The sequence below is a fragment of the Mesorhizobium sp. M1E.F.Ca.ET.045.02.1.1 genome, assembly GCF_003952485.1.
Taxonomy (GTDB): domain Bacteria; phylum Pseudomonadota; class Alphaproteobacteria; order Rhizobiales; family Rhizobiaceae; genus Mesorhizobium.
This window is the reverse complement of record NZ_CP034447.1, coordinates 1,299,538-1,312,844: the sequence shown is the minus strand read 5'-3', so window position 1 is coordinate 1,312,844 and position 13,307 is coordinate 1,299,538. Positions and strand designations below refer to the sequence as shown.

General features: G+C 65.8%; 13 protein-coding genes. 6 read left to right on the top strand and 7 right to left on the bottom strand.

Annotated features, from left to right (window positions below; translation table 11 throughout):
• Positions 1 to 23: 23 nt before the first annotated feature.
• Positions 24 to 713, bottom strand: a complete 690-nt coding sequence (locus tag EJ070_RS06110; RefSeq protein WP_126090525.1) for a PIG-L deacetylase family protein — start codon at positions 711 to 713, stop codon at positions 24 to 26.
• A 22-nt stretch (positions 714 to 735) separates the two neighbouring features.
• Here EJ070_RS06110 and EJ070_RS06105 point away from each other — a divergent pair, with 22 nt between their 5' ends.
• From EJ070_RS06105 to nhaA, 5 genes are all read left to right on the top strand, one after another.
• On the top strand, positions 736 to 1,626 hold the full coding sequence (locus tag EJ070_RS06105) for a DMT family transporter (RefSeq protein ID WP_126090524.1): 891 nt from the start codon (positions 736 to 738) through the stop codon (positions 1,624 to 1,626).
• Between the two features lie 52 nt (positions 1,627 to 1,678).
• Positions 1,679 to 4,249, top strand: a complete 2,571-nt coding sequence (gene hrpB, locus EJ070_RS06100; RefSeq protein WP_126090523.1) for an ATP-dependent helicase HrpB — start codon at positions 1,679 to 1,681, stop codon at positions 4,247 to 4,249.
• Positions 4,250 to 4,438: 189 nt separating this feature from the next.
• Entirely contained in the window at positions 4,439 to 5,764 is a 1,326-nt protein-coding gene (locus EJ070_RS06095) for an ActS/PrrB/RegB family redox-sensitive histidine kinase (RefSeq protein ID WP_126090522.1), read from the top strand.
• A gap of 105 nt (positions 5,765 to 5,869) precedes the next feature.
• A complete protein-coding gene (locus tag EJ070_RS06090) occupies positions 5,870 to 6,433 on the top strand; it encodes an ActR/PrrA/RegA family redox response regulator transcription factor (protein ID WP_040974834.1) in 564 nt (187 codons plus the stop codon).
• 78 nt (positions 6,434 to 6,511) lie between these two features.
• On the top strand, positions 6,512 to 7,699 hold the full coding sequence (gene nhaA / locus EJ070_RS06085; RefSeq protein ID WP_126090521.1) for a Na+/H+ antiporter NhaA: 1,188 nt from the start codon (positions 6,512 to 6,514) through the stop codon (positions 7,697 to 7,699).
• A gap of 244 nt (positions 7,700 to 7,943) precedes the next feature.
• Here the strand turns inward: nhaA and EJ070_RS06080 are convergent, their stop codons facing one another.
• From EJ070_RS06080 to cueR, 3 genes are all read right to left on the bottom strand, one after another.
• Positions 7,944 to 8,444, bottom strand: a complete 501-nt coding sequence (locus EJ070_RS06080) for an MmcB family DNA repair protein (protein ID WP_126090520.1) — start codon at positions 8,442 to 8,444, stop codon at positions 7,944 to 7,946.
• A gap of 638 nt (positions 8,445 to 9,082) precedes the next feature.
• Positions 9,083 to 9,382, bottom strand: a complete 300-nt coding sequence (locus EJ070_RS06075; RefSeq protein ID WP_126090519.1) for a DUF1330 domain-containing protein — start codon at positions 9,380 to 9,382, stop codon at positions 9,083 to 9,085.
• A gap of 86 nt (positions 9,383 to 9,468) precedes the next feature.
• Positions 9,469 to 9,858 (bottom strand): Cu(I)-responsive transcriptional regulator, encoded by a 390-nt coding sequence (gene cueR, locus EJ070_RS06070; protein ID WP_126090518.1) that lies wholly within the window; start codon positions 9,856 to 9,858, stop codon positions 9,469 to 9,471.
• Between the two features lie 225 nt (positions 9,859 to 10,083).
• Between cueR and EJ070_RS06065 the strand changes: the two genes are divergently transcribed.
• On the top strand, positions 10,084 to 10,701 hold the full coding sequence (locus EJ070_RS06065) for a L,D-transpeptidase (RefSeq protein ID WP_126090517.1): 618 nt from the start codon (positions 10,084 to 10,086) through the stop codon (positions 10,699 to 10,701).
• A 156-nt stretch (positions 10,702 to 10,857) separates the two neighbouring features.
• Here the strand turns inward: EJ070_RS06065 and EJ070_RS06060 are convergent, their stop codons facing one another.
• The 3 genes from EJ070_RS06060 to trpS all read right to left on the bottom strand — a co-directional run bounded on the left by EJ070_RS06060 (position 10,858) and on the right by trpS (position 13,267).
• Positions 10,858 to 11,427: a NifU family protein gene (locus EJ070_RS06060; RefSeq protein WP_126090516.1), complete on the bottom strand. Its 570-nt coding sequence runs from the start codon at positions 11,425 to 11,427 to the stop codon at positions 10,858 to 10,860.
• A 179-nt stretch (positions 11,428 to 11,606) separates the two neighbouring features.
• Positions 11,607 to 12,098 (bottom strand): universal stress protein, encoded by a 492-nt coding sequence (locus EJ070_RS06055; protein ID WP_126090515.1) that lies wholly within the window; start codon positions 12,096 to 12,098, stop codon positions 11,607 to 11,609.
• 101 nt (positions 12,099 to 12,199) lie between these two features.
• Complete coding sequence (gene trpS / locus EJ070_RS06050) at positions 12,200 to 13,267, bottom strand: tryptophan--tRNA ligase (RefSeq protein ID WP_126090514.1); 1,068 nt, start codon at positions 13,265 to 13,267, stop codon at positions 12,200 to 12,202.
• Positions 13,268 to 13,307: the final 40 nt, after the last annotated feature.

The following is a 13,307-nucleotide window of genomic DNA, read 5'->3' as shown; positions in this document are numbered from 1 at the left end:
CCGACCGGATCGTCGTCAGCCGGCTACTTGGCGCTCTTCGTGCTGACCGTCACCGGCCGGATCGGAGGTGCCGGCGGCAGCAATTCGCGTATGTCGGCGAACGGGAAGACTGGCTCGAACCGGAAGGCTTCGGCCAAGGCGCCGTGCGCGCCGTTGCATTGGCCGGCACGGAATTCGTTCTGCGTGCGCGCGCCCTCGACGAACCGCTCCGGATCCTGCGAGCGATGCGCGCGGATCGCTTGCGCCTTGATGTTCCAATGCGCGGAAATATCGACATAGTGCGTCGGCGCAAAGCCGGTGCCGCCGAGCGTGTCGGCATGCAGCACCGGCACGGCGAAGGACGCCGCGATGCGCACGCCGTCCGACAGCGCGCGATGGTCGCCATGATAGTCGTTCGGCGCATGGGTGATCGCGAGATCGGGTTCTATCTCGGCGATCATCGCCTTCAGAGTGCCGATCAACGCGGCGTCCACAACCAGCGCGCCGTCAGGAAAATCGAGGAAGCGCGGCGTGACCCCGAGCAGGCCGGCCGCGGCGATCGCTTCCGCGCGTCGTGCCTTGGCGAGCGCGGCAGGGTCGCCCTTGCCGCCCTTGGCGCCGTCCGTGGCTATCGCAAAAGTGAGCTCTGCGCCTAGCGCGGCATAGGCGGCCATCGTACCGAACATGAAGATCTCGATGTCGTCGGGATGCGCCCCCAGCGCCAGTATCTTCACTCTTTTCTCCCGGAAACGGAACGTGCCGAACGGAATTCTGCTCGCCCTGATCGCCTATGCAAGCTATTCGTGCAGCGACGCCGTCATCAAGAGCCTGGGCGGGCAGTTCACCGTCTTCGAGATAGGCTTCTTCGTAACCTTGTTTGCCGGCTGTTTCCTGTTCTTCACCCGTCCCGCCGATGAGCGCTGGCGTGACTTCTGGCGCACCAAACGCCCATGGGCCGTGCAGGCCCGTGCCTGGGCGGGCATCGCTTCGGGCGTGCTCAGCGTCTATGCCTTCACCACCATTCCGCTGGCCGAAGTCTACGCGTTGATCTTCCTGGCGCCGCTGTTCGTCACCATCCTCTCCACCGTCATCCTGAAGGAGAGGGTCGGCCCCTGGCGGTGGCTGGCGGTGGTTGCCGGCTTTGCTGGCGTCATGCTGGTTGTACGGCCGGGCTTCCGCGAGTTGCATCTAGGCCACCTCGCGGCCTTTGCCATCGCATTCCTCGCCGCCACCAGCGTCATCCTGATGCGCTCGCTGGCGCAGCAGGAAAAGCGTACGACGATGCTTGGCGTGCTGATCGGCTACGGCCTCGTCTTCAACGGCCTTGGCGCCGCGGCGACGTCGTTCACCGTGCCGGACGCCAAGCAACTGGTCTGGCTGATGATGGCCGGGGCGTTCACCGCCTGCGGTCAGCTTCTGCAGCTTCTGGCGGCCAAATACGCGCCGGCCAACCGGATCGCGCCGACGCATTATTCGCAGATTGTCTGGGCGGTGATCCTGGGCTCGCTGTTCTTCCACGAATATCCCGACATGCTGACGCTGGTCGGCCTTGCTGTGCTTGGCGCCTCCGGCCTTCTCACCATGGTGCGCGAGGAGGTGCGGCTGGGCACCGTGCGCTGGAACCCTTTTACGCGCACAAGGCTCTGAGCAATTCCAGGACTGGTTGCGTACCGTGTACGGCCGCTGATATGCGGGCGGCATGAAGACAGGATCGCTGCCGGAACTCCCGGTATCCGCCGTGCTGGCGGCGCTGGGCGCCGCGCTCGCCGAGCGCAACGGCGCCGTGCTGGTGGCGCCGCCCGGCGCCGGCAAGACGACGCTGGTGCCGCTGGCCCTGCTCGACGCGCCTTGGCTAGGGGACCGCAAGATCGTGCTGCTCGAGCCGCGCCGGCTGGCGGCCCGCGCCGCCGCCCGCCGCATGGCCGAGCTGCTCGGCGAGGAGCCTGGCGGCACCGTCGGTTATGCGATGCGCATGGAGAACCGCACCTCGGCGCGGACAAAAGTCCTTGTCGTCACCGAGGGCGTGCTCTCCCGCATGATCCTCGACGATCCGGAACTGCCGGGCGTTTCGGCGCTGATCTTCGACGAATTCCACGAGCGCTCGCTCGACGGCGATTTCGGCCTCGCGCTGGCGCTCGATGTCCAGGGCGCGCTGCGGCCCGATCTGCGCCTGCTGGTCATGTCGGCGACGCTCGACGGCGCGCGCGTCGCAAAACTCCTGGCCGGAGCCCCGGTGATCGAAAGCGAAGGCCGCGCTTATCCCATCGAGATCCGCTACGACGAGCGGTCGGCGGGCGTGGCCATCGAGGACGCGATAGCCAAGGCGGTCCGTTCCACTCTCGCCACCGAGCAGGGCAGCGTGCTCGCCTTCCTGCCTGGACAGCGCGAGATCGAGCGCACGGCCGAACGGCTTCTGGGCAATGTCGCGGCCGACACCGATATCGTCCCGCTCTACGGTCAGCTCGACAACAGAACGCAGGACGCCGCGATCAAGCCGGCCCCAGCCGGCCGCCGCAAGGTGGTGCTGGCGACCTCGATCGCCGAGACCTCGATCACCATCGACGGCGTGCGTGTCGTCATCGATTCCGGCCTGTCGCGCCTGCCGCGCTACGAGCCGGCCAGCGGCCTGACCAGGCTGGAGACGGTGCGCGTCAGCAAGGCTTCCGCCGACCAGCGTGCCGGCCGCGCCGGCCGCACCCAACCCGGCGTCGCCATCCGGCTGTGGCGCGCCGAGCAGACGGCTGCGCTTCCCGCCTTCACGCCGCCGGAAATCCTCGAGGCCGACCTTTCCGGCCTGCTGCTAGACTGCGCCGCCTTCGGCGTCGCCGATCCGTCGAGCCTGGCCTTTCTCGACCCGCCGCCGGCGCCTGCGCTCAACGAGGCGAGGGTTCTGCTTAAGGCGCTGCACGCCATAGATGACGCTGGCCGGTTGACCGAAGCGGGCGCGGCGATGCGCAAATTGGCGCTGCCGGTGCGGCTGGCGCATATGGTGGCGGAAGCGGCAAAGGCTGGGCAGGCGCTCGAAGCGGCGACGCTTGCCGTGCTGCTCACCGAGCGCGGGCTGGGCGGCGACAGCGCCGACCTGGAGCGGCGGCTGATGCGCTTTCGCACCGAAAAATCCCCGCGCGCCAACGCTGCCCGACAGCTCGCCGAGCGCCTGGCCAAACCCTCCCCCTCGAGGGGAGGGTTGGCGAGCGCGCTGAGCGACGCTCAGCGTGATCGACGGGGTGGGGTCGCTGGTAGCGTGCCCGAACCGACCCCACCCCGATCCGCTGCGCGGCTCGACCTTCCCCACAAGGGGGAGGGTAGCGCCGGCGCTCTCCTCATCCATGCCTGGCCGGATCGCATCGCCAGGGCGCGCGGCGAGCGCGGCCGCTTCGTGCTCGCCAATGGTTCCGGTGCGACGGTCGATGCCGCCGATCCGTTGGCCGGCGAGACCTGGCTGGTCGTCGCCGACCTGCAGGGCAAGGCGCAGAACGCCCGCATCACCGCCGCCGCGCCCGTCGACGAGGCCGATTTCCGCGCGGCGCTCGCCGACCGAATCGAGACGAAACGAGAAGCCAGCTTCGATCGCGAACGGCGTGCCGTGCGCGTGCGCGAGATCGCGCGGCTTGGCGCCATCACGCTTTCCGAGCGCATGCTGCCGGCGCCTTCGGGCGCCGATGCGGATCGCGCCATCCTGGATGCCCTGCGCGAGCACGGCCTGTCACTGCTCGACTGGGGCAAGGGGGGAGAGACGCTGCGCCAGCGGCTGGGCTGGCTCAATCGCGGCCTCGGCGCACCTTGGCCCGATGTCTCGGACCAGGCGCTGCTCGACCGCCTCGACGACTGGTTGCTGCCCTTCCTCGCTGGCGACGCCTCTTTCGCGGCGATCAAGCCGAGCGTGCTCGCGGCGGGACTGATGTCGCTGGTTCCGCACGACCTGCAGCGCAAGGTCGATGCGTTGGCGCCGACCCATTTCGGCGCGCCCTCGGGCAGCCACGTGCCGATCCGCTATGACGGCGAATGGCCGGTGCTGGCCATCCGCGTGCAGGAGCTGTTCGGCCTCGACCGCCATCCGGCGATCGCGGGCGGCACGGTGCCGCTGACGCTCGAACTCTTGTCGCCGGCGCATCGCCCGATCCAGACGACGCGCGACCTCCCCGGCTTCTGGCGCGGCTCCTGGGCGGATGTGCGCACCGACATGCGCGGCCGTTATCCGAAACATGTCTGGCCGGAAAACCCGCTGCTGGCGGCGGCCACCAGCCGTGCCAAGCCGCGGGGGACGTAGCCTTGCGCAGAATTGGCGCAGACGCTCATCGCTCCGCCCGTGGATGACGAAGTCGCGAGGGGCCTCGGCCAATCCCGAATGTTCATGATGTTGAACCGAGACGAACGGTGAAACACCGGGCTGCCAACCGGGTAAGTCACCTTCACAGCGCTACTAGCGCTCACCCTCCTGCGGCTATAATCGTAAGTCATGATCAACATTCTGCGCGCGCCCGATTCCCAGCAGAGCCAGCGGCTGCGGCTCAACACGCTGATCCGCCTGCGCTGGCTCGCCATCGTCGGCCAGAGCATTGCGGTGCTCGTCGTCGCCTACGGGCTGAAATTCCCGCTGCCGGTCTCGATGTGCTTCGCGCTCATCGCCTGCTCGGCCTGGATGAACCTCTGGCTGACCTTCCGCTATCCGGCGGCGCACCGGCTGGGTCCGCTCGCGGCCTTCGCCATCCTGACTTTCGACAGCCTGCAGCTCGCCGGGCTGCTCTACATGACCGGCGGCCTGACCAATCCGTTCTCGGTCCTGCTCTCCGTGCCGGTGGTCATCTCCGCCGCGTCGCTGCCGCTGCGCTTCACGGCGATGCTCGGCGTGCTGGTCATCGTGGCGGCAACGCTGCTGGTGTTCTTCCATCTGCCACTGCCCTGGTACGAGAATGCGCCGCTGCCGATGCCGTTCATTTATGTCGCCGGCATGTGGATGGCCGTGTTCGCCTCGATCGCCTTCACCGCCATCTACGCTTTCCGCGTCGCGGCGGAGGCGCGCCTGCTCGCCAATGCGCTCGCCGCCACCGAGCTGGTGCTGCAGCGCGAGCAGCATCTTTCCGCGCTGGACGGGCTCGCGGCGGCAGCCGCGCACGAGCTCGGCACGCCTCTGGCCACCATCACGGTCGTCGCCAAGGAAATGGAAAAGGCGCTCGGCAAGGATCCGAAATTCGGCGAGGACGTGAAGCTCTTACGCTCGCAGAGCGAGCGTTGCCGCGAGATCCTGAAGCGGCTGACCAGCCTGTCCTCGGAAGGCGAGGCGCACCTGTCGCGCCTGCCGCTGACCTCGCTGGTCGAGGAGGTGACGGCGCCGCACCGCGATTTCGGCATCTCGATCCGGCTACGTCCCGGCGAGCGCATCGGCCCGGAGCCGGTCGGGCAGCGCAGCCCCGGCGTCATCTACGGGCTCGGCAACCTGGTCGAGAACGCCGTCGACTTCGCCAAGAAGACCGTCACCATCGGCTGGAACTGGGATGAGACCGAGGTTTCCTTTTCCATCACCGACGACGGACCAGGCTTCCCGCCGGAGATCATCGACCGCATCGGCGAGCCCTATATGTCGACACGCCAGGGGACCGAGGCCGGCGGCGGCCTTGGCCTCGGGCTGTTCATCGCCAAGACCTTGCTGGAGCGTTCCGGCGCGACGCTCGACTTCCGCAATTCGAGCGGGCTCGGCGAGGGCGCGGTGGTGCAGATCACCTGGCCGCGCAGCGTCTTTCTCAATCCCCAGCAGCTGTCGGGGACCATGTTCGACAACGCCTGAGCCTTGCGTTTGCCGCATGGCAGCTTTGTTGCCGGCTGTAAAAATTGGACAATGCTGTTGCGGAATTGTATCTGCGTAAAAGTAAGGCAGTAGGATGCTGACGAAATGAGCGCAGAAGAACCCACCGGCGCAATGGTTGAGGGCGAGGACACCTCGTTGCTGATCGTCGACGACGACAAGCCGTTCCTCACCCGGCTTGCCCGCGCCATGGAAACCAGGGGCTTCGCGGTCGAGACGGCGGAGAGCGTGGAGGAGGCCGTCGCCAAGGCGCGCGCCCGTCCGCCCGCCTATGCGGTGGTCGACATGCGCCTCGGCGACGGCAACGGCCTCGACGTGGTCGCCGCCATCCGCGAGAAGCGCGACGATTCCCGCACCATCATCCTGACCGGCTATGGCAACATCGCCACCGCGGTGACGGCGGTGAAGCTCGGCGCCGTCGACTATCTGTCGAAGCCGGCCGACGCCGACGACGTCTTCGCCGCGCTCACCCGCACCGCCGGCGAGCGCGCGGCGCCGCCCGAAAACCCTATGTCGGCCGACCGCGTGCGCTGGGAACACATCCAGCGCGTCTATGAAATGTGCGACCGCAACGTCTCCGAGACCGCGCGCCGGCTCAACATGCATCGCCGCACCTTGCAGCGTATCCTCGCCAAGCGCGCGCCGCGTTAACACGCTTGCGTCGCCAAAGACGCTTACGCATCATCCGACAACAGGATTCCGGCCCGTTGGCCGTGTGACGGAGGCGATATGCGCGACGAGCGGCCGAGATCGATCCTTCGTGAATTCCTCGACGGCGAGGCGGCCGGCGGCATCATCCTGATGGCGGCAGCGGCGCTGGCTCTGATCGTCGCCAACTCGCCGCTCTCCGAAACCTATTTCGCCGTCCTCCACGGCTATCTCGGACCGCTCAGCGTCTCGCATTGGATCAATGACGGGCTGATGGCGGTGTTCTTCCTGCTGGTCGGCCTCGAGATCAAGCGCGAGATGCTGGACGGCCAGCTCTCGACCTGGCCTCGCCGCGTGCTGCCCGGCATCGCCGCCGCCGGCGGCATGCTGGTTCCGGCGCTGGTCTATGTCTTGATCAACCGCGACAGTCCGGCGGCGCTGTCCGGCTGGGCGATCCCGACCGCCACCGACATCGCCTTCGCACTCGGCGTGCTCTCGCTGCTCGGCAGCCGGGTGCCGGCGTCGCTGAAAGTGTTCCTCACCGCCTTGGCCATCATCGACGATCTCGGCGCCGTCATCATCATTGCTTTGTTTTATACCAGCGGCCTGTCGCTCGCCTATCTGGCGGCGGCCTTCGCGGCCATCGCCGTGCTGATCGCGCTCAACCGCGTGCGCGTGATGAATCTCGTGCCCTATCTCGTGATCGGCGCGCTGCTGTGGGTGCTGGTGCTGAAGTCGGGCGTGCATGCCACGTTGGCCGGCGTGGCGCTGGCGCTCACCATTCCGCTCGAGCGCTCGCCCGGCATCGGCCACGATGTCGAGCATTCGCCGCTGCACCGGCTGGAACATGGCCTGCACAAGCTCGTGCCCTTCATCGTCATCCCGATCTTCGGCTTCGCCAATGCCGGCGTCTCGCTCGGCGGCCTGAGCGTCGCCGCGCTCGTCGAGCCGCTGACGCTGGGCGTCGCCGCCGGCCTCGTTGTCGGCAAGCTGGTCGGCGTCTTCGGCTCCTCGGCCATCGCCATTCGGCTCGGCCTCGCCGACCTGCCGGTCAATTCCGGCTGGCTGCATATGCTTGGCATTTCGCTTCTGTGCGGCATCGGCTTCACCATGAGCCTGTTCATCGGCCTGCTCGCCTTCGCCGGTGACGCAGCGCTTCAGGACGCGGTGAAGGTCGGCATCCTCGCGGGTTCGCTGATTGCCGCGCTGTTCGGCGCCGCCGTGCTGCTCACGGCGCCGGCGGCAGGTGAGGAGGAGGAAGTGGAGTAGGCCAGGCCGCAACGCCGCCCGTTTTCCTCGCCCCCGCGAAGGCGGGGGGGTGGCCCGGCGAAGCCGGGACGGAGCGGGGGACGCCCTCCGCGACGCCAAACCCCGGCGCAAGAAGGGCATAAGACCAGCCGCGATACGAAGCTCATAGAGGCTTCGAGACAACTCCCAGACGCCGCGCTGACCCCTCTCCGTCCCGGCTTGGCCGGGCCACCTCTCCCCACTGCGTGGGGCGAGGAACTGGGCGCTACTCGCTCTCGCCGTCCAGCGCCGGCACCGCCACACCGGCAAGCTCCGCCGCCAGAAGGCGCGCAGCGCCGGCGCGGGCGATCCTGAGCATCAGCGCCTTGCGCGTCGCGGCCGCCATGCGGTGCTCCGGCGCATCGCGCAGGATCTCGGCGCCATAGCCGTCGGAGAGGATGAAGCCGCATTCCTCCGGAAAGATCTCCTGCGGCACGCCCGGATGGGTGGCGAAGAAGAAGCGGTCGGAATGCAGCCGATAGTCCGGCCATTTGCGGTCGACGCGGAAATCCTCGATCGAGGACTTGATCTCGATGATCCAGATGTCGCCCTGCCGGGTCAGCGCGACGAGGTCGGCGCGGCGCCCGGTGGCGAGCGACAGTTCCGGCAGCACATGCGCGCCCATTTCGCGGAGCAAGCGCTGTACGCCGCGCCGCACCAGCATGGCGCGCTCCGACTGGCGGCCGTCGATCAGCGGGTTGAGGGGAATCGGGGAGACGATAGGCATGGCAGCACCATGCCAGATTTTGTTCACGGTTTGAACCCGCTTCTTATCTGGTTGACGGACCCCGACGGACCTATGCGGCCGACAGTGCGACTTCGGGCCCAAGATTAGATATCACTAATATGTTATGCGTAAATGCGAGGGGATTTCCATGTACCACCGAGGAAGACACGTCGCATGGGTTTGGCTTGCCTTGGTTGGCGATGCAGACGCTCACGATTGGTACACAGGCAAGGCTGACCCTGTTATGCGATATGACTGTTGTGGGGGCAAGGATTGCCACCCGATCGACCCCAGTGATGTCAGGGCGACAAAGGATGGGTATTACGTCAGGGTGCCGCGCCCGACCTACATGAATGAACCGCAGGAAGCGGAATGGTTCATCCCAAGCGAGCGAGTCCAGACCGCGCCGGATGACCGATACCATATCTGCGAACGTTTGATGACGTTTTACCGGACGATCACGCCACATATGAAGTTCGAGGCGTATCAGAGATACGGATGGACCTGCTTCTTCGTGCCCATGGGCACAGGCTCAATCACGACTGAGCGCTAGAACTTAATTTACTGGTCCTGTCCCGTCACAGGGATGAATGCGAGTATTGTCAGACGGGTATGTGCCCGACTGTAGAGCCCTTCATTCAGGCTCCCCCGAGGTCTCCTTCGAAGATGAGAAGGACACGGTTTGACGCCCGCAGCGCAAACCGCCGGGCTTCGTCGTAGGCCGGGTCGTCGTAGCAGGCCTTGGCCATTTCCAGTGACGGGAATTCGACGACAACCACCCGGCCGGCATCGCGCGCCTCTACCAGCAAGGGTGGCTCTTTGGTGGGATTGCTGCGCGCCTGATACTTCTCGCCGATAGGCTTCCACAGCCTGGCGTATTCGGCTTGCGCTTCCTGATCCGAAATCTCGGTGCCGACGATGAGCCAGTATCCCTTCACGGTGAAGCACTCCTGCCGCTGAGTTGTTGCTGGCCAGAGAGCTAAGACAGGGATGGGACACTTGTCCAGGTTCTGGCCACGGCGCCTCAGGCCGCTCCCGCCATATCATCCAAAATCGGACACTCCGGCCGTTCGTCACCATGGCAGGCGTGGATCAGCTTCTGCAGCGTCGCGCGCATCGACTGCAGCTCGCGCACCTTTTCCTCGATTGCCTTCACATGGGCGGCGGCGATTTCGCGCACGTCGTGGCTGGCGCGGTCGCGATCCTGATAGAGCGCCATGAGCTGCCTGCAATCGTCGATTGAAAAGCCGAGGTTGCGCGCCCGGCGCAGGAAAGCCAGCCGGTGGACGTCGTCGCCGGAATAATCGCGGTAGCCGTTCTCGGCCCTGGCAGGCCGGATCAGGCCGATCTCCTCATAATAGCGTATGGTCTTGGCCGGCAGTCCGGAACGCTCGGCGGCATCACCGACATTCATGGCGCACTCCTTGGTCTCCGATGGGCCTTGAGCGGCCCCATTGATTTTGCTTCACAATCCTGTCAGCCCTGTTGCCGAAATGCCGCAGTTCGGCACTTACCGGCGGGTAAAGCCTTGCATATAGGCACCTCGCGCTTGGCAAGCAAAAGAAATGCCAGCATGAATGATGGCGACAAGGCGGCCGACTCGTGCCGCTGATATTTGGGCAGGGCGTCGGACCTATTCATGCGCTTGAAGTCACTTGCAATCCTCGCTGCTCTTGCGCTTTCGGCCGCGGTCAGCGGCTGCAGCACGATCGGCTCGCAGCTCTTCACCAACAACTATGGCGCGATGACCGACGCCGGCTACCAGCTGCCGCGCGTCCCGATCGAGAAGGTGCCGGCGCGCTTTCACCGGCAGGAAGTGCGCTACGACTCCTCGGAGAAGCCGGGCACCATCATCGTCGACACCCAGAACAAGTTCCTCTACTTCATCGAGGGTGACGGCATGGCGATGCGCTATGGCATCGGCGTCGGCCGCGAGGGCTTCGAATGGCACGGCACCGCCCATATCGCGCTGAAGCGCGAATGGCCGACCTGGACGCCGCCTTCGCAGATGATCAGGCGCCAGCCCGAGCTCGCCAAGTTCGCCGGCGGCATGGAGCCGGGCCTGAAGAACCCGCTCGGCGCGCGCGCCATGTATCTGTTCAACAAGGGCGGCGACATGGGCTACCGCCTGCATGGCAGCCCGGAATGGTTCTCGATCGGCAAGGCGATGTCGTCGGGCTGCATCCGCCTGATGAACCAGGACATTATCGATCTCTACGACCGCACCTCGGTCGGGGCCAAGGTCATCGTGTTGTGATCACGATGACCGCGGACAAAAGCATTCATGCGCGGACCGTCTAGGCAACAACAAGACGTCCAAGAACAGAAAACCGGGCCGTTGGGGCCCGGTTTTTTGTTTTTAGGTCTTGGATAGGAGGGAATTCGCTCCGCCGGGGCCGGCGAAGCGGAATTGTCAGGCGACCTGCTCGACCTGCTGCACCTCCGGAACGAAGTGGCGAAGCAGGTTCTGGATGCCGTGCTTCAGCGTCGCCGTCGACGACGGGCAGCCGGCGCAGGCGCCCTTCATGTGCAGGAACACGGTGCCGTTCTCGAAGCCGCGGAAGGTGATGTCGCCGCCGTCCTGCGCGACCGCCGGGCGCACCCTCGTGTCGAGCAATTCCTTTATGGTCCGCACCAGCTCTTCGTCGGCCTTGTCGTAGAACTCCCCGCCCTGGCCGGCATCAGCCGCCGGAGCCGCCGACGCCATGACCGGCGCGCCTGACATGAAATGCTCCATGATCGCGCCGAGGATCGCCGGCTTCAGGTGCTGCCAGTCGGGACCGTCCTTGGTGACGGTGATGAAATCGTAGCCGAAGAAGACGCCGGTGACGCCGGGGATCTCGAACAGCCGGCCGGCCAGTGGCGAGGCCTCGCCTGCCGTTGCCGCGTCGCGGAAATCGGCGGTGCCTTCGCGCAGCACTTCCTTGCCGGGCAGGAACTTCAACGTCGCCGGGTTCGGCGTCGATTCGGTCTGGATGAACATGGGTATCTCCAGGCCCTTCCCGGGCCGATAGTTTGGAATAATTCTAAATAGGCTCTATCGGCTGGACATTCAAGCGAAACGCGACGCCCGAACGGCTGGCTGGCGGGATGTTTTGTGGGCTTCTGTCACCCACGATGAGATGTGCTGAGATTCAGGTCAGGCCGGCCCCACAACGCATCTCAGGCCAGGCTCTCGATCTCCTCGTCCGACAGATTCTGCGGCACCACGGTAACCGGGATGGGGAAGGCGGCGCCCCGGCCGGCCACGGCGCTCACCAGCGGCCCCGGGCCTTCCTTGCCGGCACCGGCCGCCAGCACCAGGATGGCTATGTCCTGGTCTTCCTCGATCAGCTTGTGGATCTCTTCTGTCGGCTTGCCTTCGCGCACCGTCAGTTCGGGTTCGATGCCGACCTTCTGGCGCACCTTGTTGGCGTAGGTGTCGAGGGCCGCGCGCGCGGTCGCGTTGGCTTCCTCGCGCATGATCTTCTCGACGCCCAGCCAGTGCTGGAAATCATCCGGCTCGATCACATAGAGCAGCACCAGCACGCCATTGGTGCTCTGCGCCCGCTTCGAGGCGTAGGCGACGGCGCGCTCGCATTCCGGCGTGTCGTCGATGATCGCCAGGAACTTGCGGCGATGGCCGGCTTCGCGGCTGAGGCGTTTGGAAACCATGTCTGTCTGCTCGGTATCAATTCGGCCGCAATCTGCCACCGCCACGGACCGGCGGCAAGCGCCAGCCGGCATGGCGATGGAAGTCAGTAAGGCAGGACCGGTCAGTCCTGCAGCAGGCCGATGATGTCGCGCACCGTCTTCATCGTGCCTTCGGCGATCGCCCGCGCCCGCTCGCCGCCGTTCCGGAGCACGGCATCGACATAGGCGCGGTCGCCCTCTATGCGGCGCATCTCGGAAGCGATCGGCGCGAGCTTCTCCACCGCAAGGTCGGCGAGCGCCGGCTTGAACACGGAGAACTGCCGGCCGCCATATTCCTTCAGTACGTCGGCCTTCGAGATTTCGGCGAGGCCGGCATAGATGCCGACCAGGTTTTCGGCTTCGGGCCGGCTTTCCAGCCCGTCGACCTCGTTCGGCAAGGCCTCGGGATCGGTCTTAGCCTTGCGGATCTTCTTCGAGATGGTGTCGGCATCGTCGGTCAGGTTGATGCGCGACAGGTCCGACGGATCCGACTTCGACATCTTCTTGGAACCGTCGCGCAGGCTCATGATGCGCGCCGCCGGACCGCCGATTACCGGTTCGGTGATCGGGAAATAGCCGTTCACCGTCTCCTCGCCGACCTGCATCTCGACCCCGACGCCAAGCGCCGCGATGCGCTCGGAGAAGTCGTTGTTGAACTTCTGCGCGATGTCGCGGGTGAGCTCGAGATGCTGCTTCTGGTCCTCGCCCACCGGCACGTGGGTGGCGCGGTAGAGCAGGATATCGGCGGCCATCAGGCTCGGATAGGCGAGCAGGCCGAGCGAGGCGTTCTCGCGGTCCTTGCCGGCTTTGTCCTTGAACTGCGTCATGCGGTACATCCAGCCGATGCGCGCCACGCAGTTGAAGATCCAGGCAAGCTCGGCGTGCTGGATGACCCGCGACTGGTTGAAGACGATGTGCTTCTTGGGGTCGATGCCGGAGGCGAGGAACGCCGCGGTGATCGAGCGGGTCTGGTCGCCGAGATCCTGATGGACGAGCTGCGCCGTCAGCGAATGCATGTCGACGACGCAATAGATGCAGTCGGACTGTTCCTGGAGGGCGACGAATTTCTTGATGGCGCCGAGATAGTTGCCGAGATGCAGATTGCCGGTCGGCTGGACGCCCGAAAAGACGAGTGGCTTGAAGGCGGACATGAATTCCCCAGGGCTTGTGGAGGGCCGTATAAGCATGATT

What these genes read in the sequence shown, in the direction of transcription:
- EJ070_RS06090 (WP_040974834.1), top strand. Translation starts at nt 5,870, where the DNA reads ATGAGCGCAGAAGAACCCACCGGCGCAATGGTTGAGGGCGAGGACACC.
- cueR (WP_126090518.1), bottom strand. Translation starts at nt 9,858, where the DNA reads ATGAATGTCGGTGATGCCGCCGAGCGTTCCGGACTGCCGGCCAAGACC.
- hrpB (WP_126090523.1), top strand. Translation starts at nt 1,679, where the DNA reads ATGAAGACAGGATCGCTGCCGGAACTCCCGGTATCCGCCGTGCTGGCG.
- nhaA (WP_126090521.1), top strand. Translation starts at nt 6,512, where the DNA reads ATGCGCGACGAGCGGCCGAGATCGATCCTTCGTGAATTCCTCGACGGC.
- EJ070_RS06060 (WP_126090516.1), bottom strand. Translation starts at nt 11,427, where the DNA reads ATGTTCATCCAGACCGAATCGACGCCGAACCCGGCGACGTTGAAGTTC.
- EJ070_RS06095 (WP_126090522.1), top strand. Translation starts at nt 4,439, where the DNA reads ATGATCAACATTCTGCGCGCGCCCGATTCCCAGCAGAGCCAGCGGCTG.
- trpS (WP_126090514.1), bottom strand. Translation starts at nt 13,267, where the DNA reads ATGTCCGCCTTCAAGCCACTCGTCTTTTCGGGCGTCCAGCCGACCGGC.
- EJ070_RS06055 (WP_126090515.1), bottom strand. Translation starts at nt 12,098, where the DNA reads ATGGTTTCCAAACGCCTCAGCCGCGAAGCCGGCCATCGCCGCAAGTTC.
- EJ070_RS06065 (WP_126090517.1), top strand. Translation starts at nt 10,084, where the DNA reads ATGCGCTTGAAGTCACTTGCAATCCTCGCTGCTCTTGCGCTTTCGGCC.
- EJ070_RS06080 (WP_126090520.1), bottom strand. Translation starts at nt 8,444, where the DNA reads ATGCCTATCGTCTCCCCGATTCCCCTCAACCCGCTGATCGACGGCCGC.